Origin of the sequence: Pseudomonas sp. St29, assembly GCF_001547915.1 — a bacterium.
Classification (GTDB): Bacteria; Pseudomonadota; Gammaproteobacteria; order Pseudomonadales; family Pseudomonadaceae; genus Aquipseudomonas.
On the sequence record NZ_AP014628.1, the window covers coordinates 4,982,827 to 4,998,753 of the forward strand.

Genomic DNA, 15,927 nt, shown 5'->3' on the forward strand with positions numbered 1-15,927 from the left:
CCTGTGGCGGATTACTCCGGCAACTCCAGCTCGCGCCCTTCGGCATCAGTCATGGCGCGCTCCAGCAAATCGCTCGGCAGGCTCTTGCTGGCACGGGCGCCCAGCAACTTGAGCTGTTCACTGCGGCTGACCAGGTTGCCCCGGCCCTCGGTAAGCTTGTTGCGCGCCGCCGAATAAGCCTTGTCCAGCTGCTGCAGGCGATTGCCGACTTCATCCAGGTCCTGGATAAACAACACGAACTTGTCATACAGCCAACCTGCGCGCTCGGCGATTTCCCGGGCGTTCTGACTCTGGCGCTCCTGCTTCCACAGGCTGTCGATCACCCGCAGAGTGGCCAGCAAGGTGGTCGGACTGACAATCACGATGTGCCGATCGAAGGCTTCCTGAAACAGATTGGGCTCGGCCTGCAGGGCCGCGGAAAAGGCCGCCTCAATGGGCACGAACAGCAGCACGAAGTCGAGGCTGTGCAGCCCTTCAAGGCGCTTGTAGTCCTTGCCGGACAGGCCTTTGACGTGATTGCGCAACGACAGCACATGCTGCTTCAGGGCCGCCTGGGCAATCTGCGGGTCATCGCTGCCGACATACTGCTGATAGGCGGTGAGGCTGACCTTGGAATCCACCACCACCTGCTTGTCGCCCGGCAGCATGATCAGCACGTCGGGCTGGAAACGCTCGCCGTCCGGCCCCTTGAGGCTGACCTGGGTCTGGTATTCGCGCCCTTTCTCCAGGCCGGCGTGCTCAAGGACCCGTTCAAGTATCAGTTCGCCCCAGTTGCCCTGGGTCTTCTGGCCCTTGAGGGCGCGAGTCAGGTTGGTGGCCTCATCGCTCAGACGCAGATTCAGTTGCTGCAGGCGCTCCAGTTCCTTGGCCAGGGAAAAGCGCTCGCGGGCCTCGGCCTGATAGCTTTCCTCGACCCGTTTCTCGAACGATTGAATGCGCTCCTTGAGCGGGTCCAGCAACTGCCCGAGACGCTGCTGGCTGGTTTCGGCGAAACGCTGTTCGCGCTCGTCGAAAATCTTGCCCGCAAGTTCCGCAAACTGGGCCCGCAGTTCGTCCCGGGAACCCTGCAAATCGGTCAGGCGCTGCTGGTGGCTTTCCTGTTGCTCGCGCAGTTCGGCGTGCAACGAAGCGGCCTGGGCATCCAGGCGACGCAGTTCGTTCTCCTTGGCGGCTCGCTCGAGGTTCCAGGCGTGGGCCGCGTCACGGGCGTTATCGCGCTCGATCTGCAGCAGCTCCACTTCACGCCGCAAGGCGGCCAGGTCCGCTTGCTTGAGGGCATTGGCCTGACTCAGATCACTGACTTCATCGCGGCAGGCATCCAACTGCGCAGCCAGGCCTTCCTGGGCCAGCTGGGCAGTGGCCAGACGCTCCTCCAGCAGCGCCAGCTCGCTCTGACTGGAACTGGCGCGCCGCTGCAGCTGCCAGGCCAACATCAGTAACGGCAACGCCGCACCCGCCAGGCCGAGCAGCAGGCTGGTCAAGTCCATAGCCATAGCGATTCCTGTCATCGAAATAAGAAATGAAGGTTAACCAAGCCACCAGAGGTTGGACAGCTCAGTCTTCGATGCGACCCAGCTCAAGTTGCGCACGGCGGTCGCCGGCACGGGCAGCCTGGCGCAAGAGATCGTGACCGATTCGCCGGTCCCGAGCGTTGCCGCACTCGCGGCACATCAACTGCCCCAGGCGACTCTGCGCCGCTACCACGCCATCACGCGCAGGTTGCTTGAGCAAACGCCCGGCAAAGTACTTGACGTTGGTGTTGTGCCCCAGGCGTGGACTGTCCAGCAGCCATAGGGCAACCCGCAGGGAAAAGCGCTTGGGCTCGGTAACACTGGCAGGGGTGGCGGTAACAGAGGGTGATACTGAGCGAAACTTCATAAAGCACTGTGGGGGCAGATCGGAAGGCGCGCCACTCTACTCCTTTTTTCGCTCGGGTAAAGACCAAAAGAGCCAGCATGCCCGTGCTAGAGCAAGCGCTTGGGACAATCCACAGAAGCTGTGGATAACTCAGTGGACAACCCCTCCACAACCCTCCCAAAGCCCCATGAGACGGGCCTTGCAGTCAAACTGACGATTTTTTCACCAGTAAAAAAAGACGATGTTTATCATTGACTTAAATTCTCGAGACAGGCTATGGGAGCCGCCCCGGGGAAGGTGACAACCCGGTGACATGTGGCGCAACAAGTGTGCACAACCCTGCGCACATTAAGCTCAGCAATGCACCACTTTCGTACACCGCGCCGTGTCGCAGGTGACACAATCGTCACCCCGTGACGTCGTTGCCCAGGGAATATTTTTCCTAGCACACTTGCATTCCGGCCTTCAACCCAATAGACTCCGCCCCGTTAGTACCAAGCTGAAAGTCAATTCTGGTCGAACAAGTCCCACCGACACCTCTCCTAACGAGAACAACGTCGAATATCAAGGACCGACCACCTCGCTGGTTTCCAGGTAATTCTCAAACTGACACCGCCCTTGAAACGAAATCAAAGGCCGTGCCCAAGTTACTTACTCTGACCGAACCAACCTGCAAATTGATCAGGATCGCCACCCTGGGCACAGAACCTTTGCCCTTGTTGTGTTGCCTGCCCTCCTAAGTACCTACCTGCCAGCCCCTAGCGCAACCTTATTACAGCGCTGCAACTGGCTGCTTTGTTCCAGTCGGGTTCTTCGTCTGACCAATGGTGGTCGACGTTACTGGAACGTTTTAACGCTGCACGGTTCTTAACCGTGTCATTTGTAGGAACACCTAATAATTATGTCCACTCAACTCCAGACTCAGGATGCCATTCGCACCCTAACCCACGCTTTTGCTCCGTTGAACTGCCTGATCATGGCCGCTCGCAAAGGCTGCTTCAGCTTCACCCTGGTCAACGAACACGGCATCGCCCGTCACAGCGAACGCCTGTATCCCGATCAATACTCCAGCGCCGAACCGCTGCAGGCCGTGATCGAGCGTACACGCCAGGCCCTGGTGGCCTGATACGCCAAAGCGCTGAAACCCCAAGAGCCTCGCCTGATCGCGGGGCTTTTTATTGCCTGCGATTCGCCAATGCCCGCCTCCAACCAAAGCACCAATAGATATAAGGCTTATAACAAGAGCTCGGAAATGTTTTAAAAACAGGCCTTTACAACATAGATATGACACTACACTTCAAGTCAGGCGGCCCGCGCCGCTTCCGGCAAACCTGATCCCTTCATTGCTGCCAAGCACCTTCGGGTTTCGCCGGCCACCTTCACCCCTCGAGGGCATTATGGGTATCGCCGCCAGCGAGTTGTGCCGCTATGTCATTCGCCCGACGCTGATGTACCTGGGCAGTCATAGCAAAACCGCTGAAGCCTTGTTGCTGGGCATTGCCGCCAGTCAGTCGGCGCTGGGCTCGGCACTGCACGATCGCCGTGGCCACGGCCTGTACCGCATCACTGAAGTGCGCCACCAGGCCCTCTGGGATCACTACCTCGCGCTGGACCCGGAACGGGCCAGCCTGGTGAGAGGACTGGCCAGCCAGCATGCGTTCCTCGCCGGACCGCACCTGGAACTGACCGTCAATCTGCGCTACGCCACCGCCATCGCCTGGTTGCTGGTGGAACAACAACACACCCCGCTCCCCGCAGCCGACGATCTGCTCGGCATGGCCCGTATCTGGAGGAAGACCTTTCAACCACAAGGACGTTTGAGAGATTTCGCCTGTGCCTGGCAAACCTGTGTTTCACCGTTGAGCCAAGTCGCCTGCTGATACCGGCTTTTACAAAATCAGAGAAAAAAGCCGATTTTGGTCGGATTGTCCTACAAAATGCCGGAAAATCTACTGATTTAGCCTATAGCGCCGTAGCCGAAATGTTGGTAATTTTCGCCTCGGTGATCACCAGGAGTTCTAATAATGAAAAAAGTCATGCTCAAATCCACCATCAGTCTCGCAGTTGCACTTGCCTCTACTCAGCTATTTGCCAGCGGCTTTGCTCTTAACGAACAAAGCATTAGCGGCATGGGTACGGGTTTCGCGGGACGTTCTTCCGCTGCCGATGACGCAAGTACTGTATTTGGTAACCCAGCCGGCATGTCCCGCCTCAAACGCCAGCAAGTCACTGGCGGTATGGCTGCTATCGATGCATCCACCGACCTCAAGGACACCAGCGGCAGCCGCAGAGGCACCAACAAGGGCGATATGGTGCCCTTCACCGCCGTACCCATGGGCTTCTACGTCAAACCAATCGATGACCAATGGGCATTCGGCCTGGGCGTTTATGCTCCGTTTGGCCTAGTCACCGATTATGAAAACAACTTTCAGGGACGTAACTTCGGCAGTAAGAGCGAAGTTAAAGTCGTAACCTTCCAGCCAACGGTCAGCTACGCCTTCAACGATAAGGTCTCCATCGGTTTTGGCCCGACCATCAACCGGATTTCCGGCGTGCTGGAATCGGCGCTGACCACTCCTGCCTCGCCTAATGACGGCCGGGTCCAGATCAAAGGCGACGACATTGGTTACGGCTACAACATCGGGGTTCTGGTCCAAGCGACCGACACCACTCGTGTCGGCCTGACCTACCACTCCAAAGTGAACTACAAACTGGAAGGCCATACCGAAGTCACTCCAGGAGCCGGTACCAACCCGCTTCTCTTGAAAAGCAATCGCTATGACGCCTCTCTGAAGATCGAAACTCCAGAGTCCTATGACCTTTCGGTCACCCAAGAGCTGAACGATGCCTGGAAGCTCTATGCCGGTACCACCTGGACCCGCTGGAGCCGCCTGAAGGACATCACCGTCAACAACGAAGGTGTGACTGCCTCCTCCGGCGGTGCACTGGCCCCAATCCTGAACCTTGGCACCATCAAGGAAGAGCAGAACTGGCACGACACCTGGGCTTACGCCATCGGCACCTCGTATCAGCTGAACAAACAGTGGATCTTGCGTACCGGTCTGACCTTTGACCAAGCGCCGACCAACAACACTGACCGCTCGCCTCGTATCCCTACCGGCGACCGGACCATCTTCAGCCTGGGTGCCGGCTGGAGCCCGACAGACGACCTGACCATCGACGTGGCCTACTCGTACCTCAAGGAAGAGAAAGTCAACGTCAACCGCAAAAACGCACTCGGCCAGACGTACAACGCCGAGTACGAAAACAGCGCAAACGGTTTTGGCGTAGGTGCAACCTACCGCTTCTAATCGTTCAGAGGCCTGCGCCTCCAGAGCTGAATAAAAAAGCCCCGCCTTTCAAAAGGCAGGGCTTTTTTATTTACCGGGACGAAAAGCTCAAGACTTCGACGCCAACGCCTTCTCCACCGCCTCCAGGAATTCCGGATTATCCGGTTTGGTCAGGCTGGAAAAGCTGGCAATCACATTGCCCTGTCGATCCACCACGTATTTGTAGAAATTCCACTTCGGCGCGCTGCTCTGCTGCGCCAGTACCTTGAACAGGTGCACCGCATCCATCCCCAGGACCTTCTGTGGCTCGGTCATGGTGAAGGTCACGCCATAGTTGACGTAGCAGACCTTGGCCGTCTCGGCCCCGTCCTTGGACTCCTGCTTGAAGTCGTTGGACGGCACGCCCACCACCTCCAGCCCCTGCTCCTTGTAACGCTGATACAGCACTTCAAGGCCTTTGAATTGCGGAGCGAACCCACAGAAGCTCGCGGTATTGACCACCACCAGCGGCTTGCCGGCGAAGCGCTGACACAGATCGATGGATTCCTTGGCGTGCAACTTGGGCACAGATCCCTGCAGCAACGCTGGACAATCCGCCGCCCAGGCCGAACCGGCAAACAGTGTGAGTAATGCCGGAACCACAAACCAGCGCTTAGCCATGTTCAATGTCCTTCAAGAGTGGTCGGACACCGACGTTACTCGCCCCTGCGCCCACCTAGCAAGCACCCATGCCCAACTGCATCAGCGCCAGTCCGCCGCGATGCCACCCCCACCAGGCCAGCCACAACAGCACAAGGCCAACGCCCAGGCCGGCGCTCCAACCCAGCCATGACTTCATGCTGCACTCGCCTGCAAGCGCGCTACCGGCCGCTCGCGCACCGGCCAATTGAGAGCCGCGGCCAACAGACTGAGAAGAATCGCCACCTGCCAGATCAAGTCATAACTCCCGGTACGGTCATACACCACGCCCCCCAGCCAACCGCCAAGGAAGGAGCCCAGCTGATGGAACAGAAAGACGATGCCGCCAAGCATCGACAGGTTCCTGACCCCGAACAGGGTCGCGACCGTGCCATTGGTCAAGGGCACGGTGGACAGCCAGAGAAAGCCCATGGCCATGCCGAACAGGTAGGCACTGGTCTGGGTCACCGGCAGCCACAGGAACAGGCCGATCACCACCGCCCGCAGCAGGTACAGACCGGTCAACAGCCGCGGCTTGGACATCCGCCCGCCCAACCAGCCCGCCGTGTAAGTGCCAAAGATGTTGAACAAGCCGATCAGCGCCAGCACCGTGGTTCCGACTGTCGCCGGTAGATGCTGATCCACCAGATAGGCCGGCAGGTGCACGCCGATGAACACCACCTGGAAACCACAGACAAAAAAGCCGAACGCCAGCAACCAGAACCCCGAGTGAGAACAGGCTTCACGCAGGGCCTCGCCCAGGCTCTGTTCATACCCCAGCACCGGCAGCGGCTTGTCCTTGAGCATGCTGACCAGCGGCACGATCAGCGCCACCAGCAGCCCCAGCACCAGCAATGCCGTCGACCAGCCCAGCCAGCCGATCAGCCCCAGGGTTCCCGGGAGCATGGCGAATTGGCCGAAGGAGCCTGCAGCACTGGCGATCCCCATGCCCATGCTGCGTTTTTCCGGCGGCAAGGCACGACCGACCACCCCGAGAATCACCGAGAAGGAGGTTCCGGACAAACCGATGCCAATCAGCAACCCGGCACTCAGGGACAGGCTCAGCGCCGAATCCGAAAGCCCCATGAACACCAGCCCGACCGCGTACAGCACGCCGCCGATCAACACCACCCTGGCCGCCCCAAAGCGATCGGCCAGGGCTCCGGTAAAGGGCTGGGCCAGCCCCCAGATCAGGTTCTGCAGGGCAATGGCAAAGGCGAACACTTCACGCCCCCAACCGAACTGCGCACTCATGGGCGGCAGAAACAGGCCAAAACCGTGCCGCACGCCCAGGGACAGCGCCAGGATCAATGCACTGCCGAGGAGGACCCAACCACTGGTGCGCCACATCGATGACATTTTTATTCTCCAGTTACGGGTATATACCCGCTTGTAATCGAACGAAGCAGCATCAGGCCAGTTCGTTCAGCAAGGCCAACAAGGTTTCACGCTTCTGCGCGCCCAGGCGATCGATCAGTCGCTGCTGAGCCGCCTCCCAGGCCGGCAAGGCCGCCGCCAGTCGCTCGTGCCCCGCCTCGGTCAGTTGCACCAGACGATTGCGCTGATCATCACCTTCCAGCAAGCGGACCAGACCGGCCGCCTCCAGCACCCGCACATTACGTCCCAGGGTACTGCGATCCAGGCCCATGGCCTCCGCCAGGCTGGAAATGCTCGGCTGATCGAGACGCAGCAGATTGTTCAGCAAGGAATACTGGGCGACGTTAATCCCGAAGCCATCGAGGACGCCGTCGTAATACCTGCTGACGCCACGCGCGGCACGACGCAGATTGGTGCACAAACATTGAGAGGGAAGCATGGTGCGTGTATATACCCGCGATTAATTCAAGGCAAGAATTTTCCACTCAATCGGCAGATCCGGATCTGCCTCAAAATGCCACCACCGCCAGCAGCACGGTCACCTCCAGCAACTCCAGCAGCGCCCCGGCGGTGTCTCCGGTGGTGCCGCCCAAACGCCGCATCATCAACTGGCGCAACCAGACAAACAGCACCAGCGCCAGCACCAGCGCCCAGAGTCCGCTGTAGCCGCCCAGCAGCAAACAACCGAGCACGCTCAACCCCAACACTTGCCGCCCCGCTAGCCGCGGCAGGTGATCGGCAAGAGCCTGCCCCAGACCGCCGGCGCGAACATAGGGCGTACTGAGGAACAACCCGAGCAGCGCCGCACGCCCGATCAGCGGCGCCAGCAACAAGGCGAACGCCTGCTGCTGCTCGATCAGCGCCACCAACGCGGCGAACTTGAGCAGCAACACCAGCACCAGAGTCACCACCGCGATCGGTCCGCTGCGCGGGTCCTTCATGATGCTCAAGGTGCGCTCGCGATCGCCAAAGCCCCCCAGCCAGGCATCGGCGCTGTCGGCCAGCCCGTCCAGGTGCAGGCCGCCGCTGAGCAGGACCCAGGCAGCCAGCAACAGCGCTGCATGCAGCAGCAACGGTGTTCCCGCAAGCAGCGCATGCCACCCACACAGCAACAGGCCAAACACCAGCCCCACCAGCGGATAGAACAACAGGGAGCGCCCCAGCTCTTGAGGTTCCGGCATGCCCGGCAAGCGCACCGGCAAGCTGCTGAGAAACTGCAAGGCAATCCAGAACGGCAGCATCTCAGCCCTCCTCGCTCAGCAGTCCCGGGGCGACTTTCAGGCTGAACAACGCGCCATGACTCACTTCGACACTCAACAACTGCTCCCGGGGCAGCCCCCGCGCCCGAGCCAGCAACAGGCGCATGACCCCGCCATGACTGATCAACAGCACCCGCTGCCCGGCCCACGACTGGTACAGGCCATCAATGGCCCCCAGCACCCGCCGGGAAAAGTCCGCCACCGGCTCTCCCTGGGGCGGTGTGAAGCTGTAGGGATCGGCCCAGAAACGCCCCAGGTCCTCGGCGTCGGTGTCCATCAGCGCCGCCGCGCTGCGCCCTTCCCAGGCGCCAAAATGCAGCTCCTGCAGATCAGGCGCCAAACTCAGGGGCACCTCCAGCCGGGCAGCCAGTTGCTCGGCAAACCGCGAACAGCGCTGCAACGGCGAACTGACGATCCAGTCCCAAGGCCCGCGCCCCTGAACCCCATCGCGCATCTGTTGCCAACCACGCTCCGTCAGGGCGTCATCCAGACTGCCGCGCAGGCCGCCGCCCAGTTCGGTTTCCCCGTGGCGCAACAGGTCCAGGTGCAAGGTCATGCCGGGCGATCCGCCACCGCCGCCTCGGCGAAGGTCGCCATCTGCCCGTGCAGATCGCAGGCCAGACGCAGCAATGGCACCGCCAGCGCCGCACCGCTGCCCTCCCCCAGACGCAAGCCCAGGTCCAGCAGCGGCTCGGCCTCAAGGGTCTGCAACACATGCCGGTGTCCCGGCTCCGCACCCTGATGGGCAAACAGCAGCCAGGGACGACAGACCGGATTCAGACGCACCGCCACCAGTGCCGCGACGCTGCAGATAAAACCATCCACCAGCACCGCGATGCCTTCCTGGGCACACGCCAGATAGGCGCCCACCAGCGCCGCCACTTCAAACCCGCCCAGGTTGAACAGGGTTTGCAGGGCATCGCCACGGGAGGCGGCATGCCGCGCCAGGGCCCGTTCGATCACTTGAGCCTTGTGACTGACTCCGGCGGCATTCAGGCCGGTGCCCGGACCGGCCAACCGGGCCACCGGGATATCCAGCAAGGCACAGGCAATGGCGCTGGCAGCCGTGGTGTTGCCAATGCCCATTTCACCGCCGATAAACAGCTGGGCGCCCTCGGCACGGGCCCGCAGCACGCTGTCACGCCCGGCCTGCAGGGCCTGCTCGCCCTGATCCGGGGTCATGGCCGGTCCCTGGACAAAATTTTGCGTACCCGCGCCCAGGTTCAGGTGGCGCACCCCCGGCAGGTTCAAACCGGACGCCACCGTTCCCAGGTCCACCACTTCCAGTTGCGCCCCCAGTTGCCGCGCCAGCACGCTGATCGCCGCCCCGCCACTGACAAAGTTCAACAGCATCTGCCCGGTGACCTCTTGCGGATAGGCGGACACCCCTTCGGCGACCACCCCGTGATCACCGGCGAAGATCGCGATCCACAACCGCTCAAGGCCAGGCTTGAGCTGGCCCTGCAAACCGGCCAGGCGCACCGCCAGGGGCTCCAGCTGGCCAAGAGAGCCGGCCGGCTTGGTCAGTTGCTGCTGTCGCGCCAATGCTTGCTCGACCATCTGCGCATCGATCGCCTTGCATGGATCCAGCCACCAGGAGTTACTCATAACGCAGTTCCTTTCAAAGTCAGGGGCAGGCCGGCCACCGTCAGCACCACACGCTGACACCGCTCGGCCAGAGCTTGATGCAGCCAACCGGCTTCATCCACGTAACGGCGAGTCAATTCGCCCAGCGGCACGACACCCATTCCGGTTTCGTTGCTGACAAAAATGATCGTTCCCGGCAGACCGGGCAGGCACTGCAACAAGGCGTCGCGCTCGGCCAGCAAACGCTCCCGGTCATCCAGCATCAGCAGGTTGGTCAGCCACAGGGTCAGGCAATCCACCAGCAGGCAATGCCCGGGGGCGGCGGCTTGCTGCAGCACCCGGGCCAGCTCCAGAGGTTCTTCGATCAAGCCCCAGTGACTCGGCCGACGCTCGCGATGATGGGCGATACGCTGGTTCATCTCGCCATCCAGAGGCTGGCTGGTAGCGATATAGGTGACCGCCAGGGCGCTGTCGGTGGCGAGTTGTTCCGCCAGGCGACTCTTGCCGGAACGGGCACCGCCGAGAATCAGTTGCAGCATGCTTGAGCACCTTTGAAATGAATGTTCACCGCGGTTCTAGCGACCACAGAGCGTGAGCAGCGCGCGGGTGTCCAGATGCTGCTCCACCAGATCCGCCAGCCGCTCGATATCGCGCTCGCGCAAGGCGTGGTAGTCCACCTCCTGCACCGCCTCCAGGCCGGCCCAGCGCAGCAGCGCGCTGCAGGCCGCCGGGGTTTCGAACAAGCCGTGCAGGTAGGTGCCGAGAATCTGCCCGTCGGCGCTCAAGGCACCGTCGCTACGCCCATCGTCCAACTGCACGGCGGCCTGCTCCAGGGCCGGGCCACGAGTGACCCCGGCGTGAATCTCATAGCCACTGACCGCCGCATTCTCCAGGGTCAGGCGGCCACTGACGTTGCGCAGCTGCTTCTCCTCTTCAAGCACGGTTGCAAAGGCCAGCAGGCCCAGGCCCGGGCTGGAACCGGCTGCGCCCTCGAGCCCCAGCGGGTCATGCAACTGCTCGCCGAGCATCTGCAGGCCGCCGCAAATACCCAGCACCTTGCCGCCGTAGCGCAGGTGCCGGGCAAGAGCCTGCTCCCAGCCGTTGCTGCGCAGGTAAGCCAGGTCGCCGCGCACGCTTTTCGAACCGGGGAGGATGATCAGGTCGGCGGCAGGAATCGCCTGCCCGGGCCCGATGAATTGCAAGTCGACCTGGGGATGCAAGCGCAGCGGATCGAAATCCGTGTGGTTGCTGATCCGCGGCAACACCGGCACCACTACTTTGAGCACTTGCTCGACCTTGCCGGCCTGACGCTGATCGATGCCGTCCTCGGCTTCCAGGTGCAGGTCCATCACATAGGGCAGCACCCCGAGCACCGGTTTGCCGGTGCGGGCCTCCAGCCAGTCCAGTCCCGGTTGCAGCAGGGCCAGGTCGCCTCGGAAGCGGTTGATGATGAAGCCCTTGACCCGCGCCTGCTCACTGGGCGACAGCAGTTCCAGGGTGCCCACCAGATGCGCGAACACCCCGCCGCGGTTGATATCGGCGATCAGCAGCACCGGGCAGTCCACCGCCTCGGCAAAGCCCATGTTGGCGATGTCGCCAGCACGCAGATTGATCTCCGCCGGCGAGCCGGCACCCTCCACCATCACCACCTCATAAGCCCCCCGCAGGCGCTCATGGGAAGCCAGCACCGCCTGCATGGCGATGGCCTTGTAGTCGTGATAGGCCACGGCATTCATGGTGGTCACGGCGCGACCGTGAATGATCACCTGGGAGCCGGTGTCGCTGTTGGGCTTGAGCAACACCGGGTTCATGTCGGTGTGGGGCACCAGGTTGGCCGCCTGGGCCTGGACCGCCTGGGCCCGACCGATTTCGCCACCGTCGGCGGTCACCGCACTGTTGAGCGCCATGTTCTGCGGCTTGAACGGCACCACGCTGACGCCCTGGCGCAACAGCCAGCGACACAGCGCGGTAACCAGGGTGCTCTTGCCGGCATCCGAGGTGGTGCCCTGCACCATCAGGGTGGTCATGGGTAATCCTTGCGATAGGCCTGCAGCGCCTGCTCCAGGCGTGCCCAGTCGGCATCGTCGGCGGGCAGGCCGAAGCGCAGGCTGCTGTTGTGGGCGAACAGCCGCAGCAGAATGCCGCGCCGTGCCATGAATTGATAAAGCTGCTCAGCCTCGGCGGAGATCAGCCATTGGAACAGGGCACAGCCGCCCTGGGGCTTGAAGCCGAACCCTTCCAGGACCTGACTCAGGCGCTGGCTGGCTACCTCGCTACGCCGGCGCTGCCGCACATGCCCGTCGACATCCCGCAGGCACGCCTGCCCCAGCACCCGGGTCGGTCCACTGACCGCCCAGGGCCCCACCTGCTCCGCCAGCAGCTTGAGCAGCCGACGCTCGGCCAGGACAAACCCCAGGCGCACGCCGGCCAGGCCGAAGAACTTGCCAAACGAGCGCAGGACAATCAGCCCCACCTGATGGGCATGCCGGGCCAGGCTCAGGTCCGGGGTGTTGTCCATGAAGGCTTCATCCACCACCAGCCAGCCGCCGCGCTGGGCCAGGCGGGCATGCCAGTCCAGCAGGCGCTCCGGAGTCAGGCTCAGGCCGGTGGGGTTGTTGGGGTTGACCACCACCAGCACATCGAGGCTGTCGAGAAAGAAATCCACTTCCTGCTCCAGCACCTCTCGCACCCGGTAGCCACTGCGGCGCCAGGCTTCGGCGTGCTCGGCATAACAGGGCGACAACACCCCGACCTTGCCCGCCCGCCGCAGTCGCGGCAGCAATTGGATCGCGGCCTGGGAACCGGCCACCGGCAGTACTTCGTCGGCACCGTAGTAGGCACAGGCCGCCTGTTCCAGACCGTCATCGGTTTCCGGCAGGCGCGCCCAGGCCCGCAAGGGAATGGCCGGAATGGGAAACGGCCAAGGCGCCAATCCGCTGGACAGATCCAGCCAGGCCTCTTCGGCAATCCCGTATTCCTGGGCCGCCTTACGCAACCTTCCGCCGTGCTCAAGCATAGAATTCCGCCCCCAGACACAGAATCAACAACCACAGCCAGACACCTCGCTGCACCAACTGCCAGCCACGATCAATGGAGTCGGCACTGGCCGGCTCGCCCTCGCCCAGAGGCGGACGCTGATGCAACTCACCGTGATAGATCGCCGCCCCGCCCAGTTCCACTCCCAGGGCTCCCGCTCCGGCCGCCATGACCGGGCCGGCATTCGGGCTGTCCCAGGTCGGGCCCTGGCGGCGCCAGCACTTCAGCGCCAGCCGAGTCTTGCCGAGCAAGGCGTAGGTCAGGGCCACCAGACGCGCAGGAATGTAGTTGAGCAGGTCGTCGATCTTCGCCGCCGCCCAGCCGAAACGCTCGAAACGCTCGTTACGGTAGCCCCACATCGCATCCAGGGTGTTGCTCAGGCGATAGAGCACCACCCCCGGTGCGCCGGCCACGGCAAACCAGAACAACGCGGCGAACACGGCGTCGCTGCCGTTCTCCAGCACCGATTCAGTAGCCGCACGGGCCACGGCGGTGGCGTCCAGTTCGCTGGTCTGGCGGCTCACCAGAAACCCCACCCGGTGCCGTGCTTCCTGCAGATCATCGCTGCGCAAGGCCTGAGCCACCGGCTCGACGTGCTCGCCGAGGCTGCGCAGGCCCAGGGCGCAATACAGCGCCAGGATCTCCACCAGCCAACCGATATAGGGCAGCCAGGACAGCGCGGTGGCCAACAGGGTCAGGGGCAGTACCGCCAGCACCCAGGCGCTGACGCCATGACTGCGCCAGCCCCGGCCCGCGGCGTTGAAACGTTGCTCGATACGATCCGCCATACGACCGAAGGCCACCAGCGGATGCCAGCGCTTGGGTTCGCCCAGCAGCGCGTCCAGCGCCACGGCGGCGACACTCAGCAACGCCACGCTCATTGACTCACTCCCCAGTAATTCTCATACAGCAACTCACTCAATGGCCGGGGCTGCGCCCAGCCCTGCAGCGCCAGCATCGGCGCCGGATAGAACTCGGTAACCGGTCCCAGGCACAGCACGGCCAGGGGCTTGGCACCGGCGGGCAACCCCAGCAGGTCGGCCAGGGCCTGGGGCTCGAACAGCGACACCCAGCCCATGCCCAGGCCTTCGCTGCGCGCCGCCAGCCAGAGGTTCTGAATGGCACAGGACAGCGAGGCCAAGTCCATTTCCGGCAGGGTTCGCCGGCCGAAGACATGCCGCTCGCGGCCATCCATCAGGGCCGCCACCAGCACCTCGGCACAGTCATGGATGCCTTCGACCTTAAGCTGCATGAACTCATCGGAACGCTCGCCCAGCGCCTCGGCGGTGCGCACCCGCTCCTCCTCCACCAACTGCTGGATACGCCCGCGCAACGGGCGATCGCTGATGCGGATAAAACGCCAGGGCTGCATCAGCCCCACGCTGGGCGCCTGATGCGCCGCCTCCAGCAAACGGCGCAGCAACTCGGGCTCGACACTGCCGCCAGCGAAATGCCGCATGTCCCGGCGTTCGGCGATGGCGCGATACACGGCCTCACGCTCCGCCGCAGAAAATCCCTGCTCACTCACCGCTCACACTCCCTGCAGGAGACGGAGCGAACAACGCCGCTACCGCTGCCGGATTGGACGGAAAGTAGAAATGCACATAAGAAGCGGTCATCCGCCCGTCGCGATACACCGCCTCTGCCCCCCGCCCACCGTTGGGACTGATGCCACGGGCAATCGGCTCAAGGGCGGTCGTGGTCAGGGAGTGATGGTAGGTATGGCCACGCAAGCCGCCCTCCGGCAACTCCACGGCCTGCAAGGCCAGGGCGGCCAGACGCTTCTGCATCACCGCCGCGCCGGGCAGCAGCCCCAGCAGCTCGGCGCACCGGCCTTCGACGTCGGTCAGGGAGTCGAGCAGGTACAGCATGCCGCCACACTCGGCCAGCAATGGCTTGCCCGCACCATGGTGGGCACGAATCGCGTCGAGCATGGCGCGGTTCTGCGCCAGGACCTGGTGGTGCAACTCTGGGTAGCCACCGGGCAGGTACAGGCTGTCCGCCTCAGGCAACTGCGTGTCATGGATAGGGGAGAAGAAATGCAACTGCGCCCCCATGGCCCGCAACAGATCGAGGCTGGCACCGTAGGTGAAGGCAAACGCCTCGTCGCGGGCCACGGCGATGCGCACCCCCTCCAGCAAGGGCGCGCAGGCCACTGGCGCTGGCGCGGCAAAACTCACCGCAGGCGGCAGCTCCACCTGGCAGCTGCTGGCCAACGCCTCGGCGGCGGCATCCAGGCGCAGGTCGAGATCGTTCAGTTCACGGGCCTGCACCAGCCCCAGGTGCCGGCTGGGCAGTTCGATATCGGTTTCCCGGGACAGGGCGCCGTACCAGCGCAAGCCTTCGGTGAGGCTGCCTTCGAGCAACTGCGCGTGGCGCAAGGTGCCGACCCGGTTGGCCAGCACCCCGGCGAACGGCAGGTCCGGCTGGTAACGGGCCAAGCCCAGGGCCAGCGCCCCGAAGGTCTGGGCCATGGCGGTGCCATCGATCACTGCGAGCACCGGCACCCCGAAATGCCGTGCCAGATCGGCACTGGAGGGCGTGCCGTCGAACAGCCCCATGACCCCTTCGATCAGGATCAGGTCGGCGTCAGCCGCGGCTTCCCAGAGCAAGCGCCGGCTTTCCTGCTCGCCCACCATCCACATGTCCAGCTGGTACACCGGAGCGCCGCTGGCGCGTTCGAGAATCATCGGGTCGAGAAAGTCCGGACCGCATTTGAACACCCGCACCTTGCGCCCCTGATTGCGGTGCAGGCGAGCCAGGGCGGCGGTCACGGTGGTCTTGCCCTGGCCGGAAGCCGGTGCGGCAATCAATACCGCCGGGCAATGACGAACATCGGTCAT

Annotated in this window: 18 protein-coding genes; 3 read left to right on the forward strand and 15 right to left on the reverse strand. The window is 63.1% G+C overall.

Annotation, left to right across the window (positions count from 1 at the left end):
- Positions 1-11 precede the first annotated feature (11 nt).
- Both rmuC and PST29_RS31270 read right to left on the reverse strand, forming a co-directional pair.
- Entirely contained in the window at positions 12-1,379 is a 1,368-nt protein-coding gene (rmuC, locus tag PST29_RS21925; RefSeq protein ID WP_164990747.1) for a DNA recombination protein RmuC, read from the reverse strand.
- A gap of 175 nt (positions 1,380-1,554) precedes the next feature.
- Positions 1,555-1,878 carry a hypothetical protein gene (locus tag PST29_RS31270; RefSeq protein WP_082729289.1) on the reverse strand — a complete coding sequence of 108 codons (324 nt, stop codon included), beginning with the start codon at positions 1,876-1,878 and terminating at the stop codon, positions 1,555-1,557.
- Positions 1,879-2,758: 880 nt separating this feature from the next.
- On the opposite strand from PST29_RS31270, the gene PST29_RS21935 reads away from it, so the two are divergent.
- The 3 genes from PST29_RS21935 (at position 2,759) to PST29_RS21945 (ending at position 5,168) form a co-directional block, all read left to right on the forward strand.
- Positions 2,759-2,983: a hypothetical protein gene (locus tag PST29_RS21935; RefSeq protein ID WP_060840529.1), complete on the forward strand. Its 225-nt coding sequence runs from the start codon at positions 2,759-2,761 to the stop codon at positions 2,981-2,983.
- 271 nt (positions 2,984-3,254) lie between these two features.
- Positions 3,255-3,737 carry a hypothetical protein gene (locus tag PST29_RS21940; protein WP_016967458.1) on the forward strand — a complete coding sequence of 161 codons (483 nt, stop codon included), beginning with the start codon at positions 3,255-3,257 and terminating at the stop codon, positions 3,735-3,737.
- A 144-nt stretch (positions 3,738-3,881) separates the two neighbouring features.
- Entirely contained in the window at positions 3,882-5,168 is a 1,287-nt protein-coding gene (locus PST29_RS21945; protein ID WP_060844347.1) for an OmpP1/FadL family transporter, read from the forward strand.
- A gap of 87 nt (positions 5,169-5,255) precedes the next feature.
- Here the strand turns inward: PST29_RS21945 and PST29_RS21950 are convergent, their stop codons facing one another.
- The 13 genes from PST29_RS21950 to PST29_RS22005 form a co-directional block, all read right to left on the reverse strand.
- Positions 5,256-5,807, reverse strand: a complete 552-nt coding sequence (locus PST29_RS21950) for a glutathione peroxidase (RefSeq protein ID WP_060844348.1) — start codon at positions 5,805-5,807, stop codon at positions 5,256-5,258.
- A 55-nt stretch (positions 5,808-5,862) separates the two neighbouring features.
- Positions 5,863-5,985 carry a hypothetical protein gene (locus PST29_RS32545; protein WP_016967461.1) on the reverse strand — a complete coding sequence of 41 codons (123 nt, stop codon included), beginning with the start codon at positions 5,983-5,985 and terminating at the stop codon, positions 5,863-5,865.
- Positions 5,982-7,184 carry an MFS transporter gene (locus PST29_RS21955; RefSeq protein WP_060844349.1) on the reverse strand — a complete coding sequence of 401 codons (1,203 nt, stop codon included), beginning with the start codon at positions 7,182-7,184 and terminating at the stop codon, positions 5,982-5,984. The genes PST29_RS32545 and PST29_RS21955 overlap by 4 nt, the downstream gene beginning before the upstream one ends.
- 52 nt (positions 7,185-7,236) lie before the next feature.
- Entirely contained in the window at positions 7,237-7,641 is a 405-nt protein-coding gene (locus PST29_RS21960) for a MarR family winged helix-turn-helix transcriptional regulator (RefSeq protein ID WP_047305612.1), read from the reverse strand.
- A gap of 70 nt (positions 7,642-7,711) precedes the next feature.
- Positions 7,712-8,443 (reverse strand): adenosylcobinamide-GDP ribazoletransferase, encoded by a 732-nt coding sequence (locus PST29_RS21965; RefSeq protein WP_060844350.1) that lies wholly within the window; start codon positions 8,441-8,443, stop codon positions 7,712-7,714.
- Between the two features lies 1 nt (position 8,444).
- A complete protein-coding gene (cobC, locus tag PST29_RS21970; RefSeq protein WP_060844351.1) occupies positions 8,445-9,017 on the reverse strand; it encodes an alpha-ribazole phosphatase family protein in 573 nt (190 codons plus the stop codon).
- Positions 9,014-10,069: a nicotinate-nucleotide--dimethylbenzimidazole phosphoribosyltransferase gene (gene cobT / locus PST29_RS21975; RefSeq protein ID WP_060844352.1), complete on the reverse strand. Its 1,056-nt coding sequence runs from the start codon at positions 10,067-10,069 to the stop codon at positions 9,014-9,016. The genes cobC and cobT overlap by 4 nt, the downstream gene beginning before the upstream one ends.
- A complete protein-coding gene (gene cobU, locus PST29_RS21980) occupies positions 10,066-10,587 on the reverse strand; it encodes a bifunctional adenosylcobinamide kinase/adenosylcobinamide-phosphate guanylyltransferase (protein WP_060840533.1) in 522 nt (173 codons plus the stop codon). Before cobU ends, cobT begins: the two co-directional genes overlap by 4 nt.
- 36 nt (positions 10,588-10,623) lie before the next feature.
- Positions 10,624-12,075: a cobyric acid synthase gene (locus tag PST29_RS21985; RefSeq protein WP_060844353.1), complete on the reverse strand. Its 1,452-nt coding sequence runs from the start codon at positions 12,073-12,075 to the stop codon at positions 10,624-10,626.
- Positions 12,072-13,064, reverse strand: coding sequence for a threonine-phosphate decarboxylase CobD (gene cobD / locus PST29_RS21990; RefSeq protein WP_060844354.1), 993 nt, complete (start codon positions 13,062-13,064; stop codon positions 12,072-12,074). Before cobD ends, PST29_RS21985 begins: the two co-directional genes overlap by 4 nt.
- On the reverse strand, positions 13,057-13,965 hold the full coding sequence (gene cbiB, locus PST29_RS21995; RefSeq protein ID WP_060840536.1) for an adenosylcobinamide-phosphate synthase CbiB: 909 nt from the start codon (positions 13,963-13,965) through the stop codon (positions 13,057-13,059). The genes cobD and cbiB overlap by 8 nt, the downstream gene beginning before the upstream one ends.
- A complete protein-coding gene (gene bluB / locus PST29_RS22000; protein WP_060840537.1) occupies positions 13,962-14,612 on the reverse strand; it encodes a 5,6-dimethylbenzimidazole synthase in 651 nt (216 codons plus the stop codon). The genes cbiB and bluB overlap by 4 nt, the downstream gene beginning before the upstream one ends.
- The gene (locus PST29_RS22005) at positions 14,605-15,927 is read right to left on the reverse strand and encodes a cobyrinate a,c-diamide synthase (RefSeq protein WP_060844355.1); all 1,323 of its coding nucleotides are present in this window, start codon (positions 15,925-15,927) and stop codon (positions 14,605-14,607) included. The genes bluB and PST29_RS22005 overlap by 8 nt, the downstream gene beginning before the upstream one ends.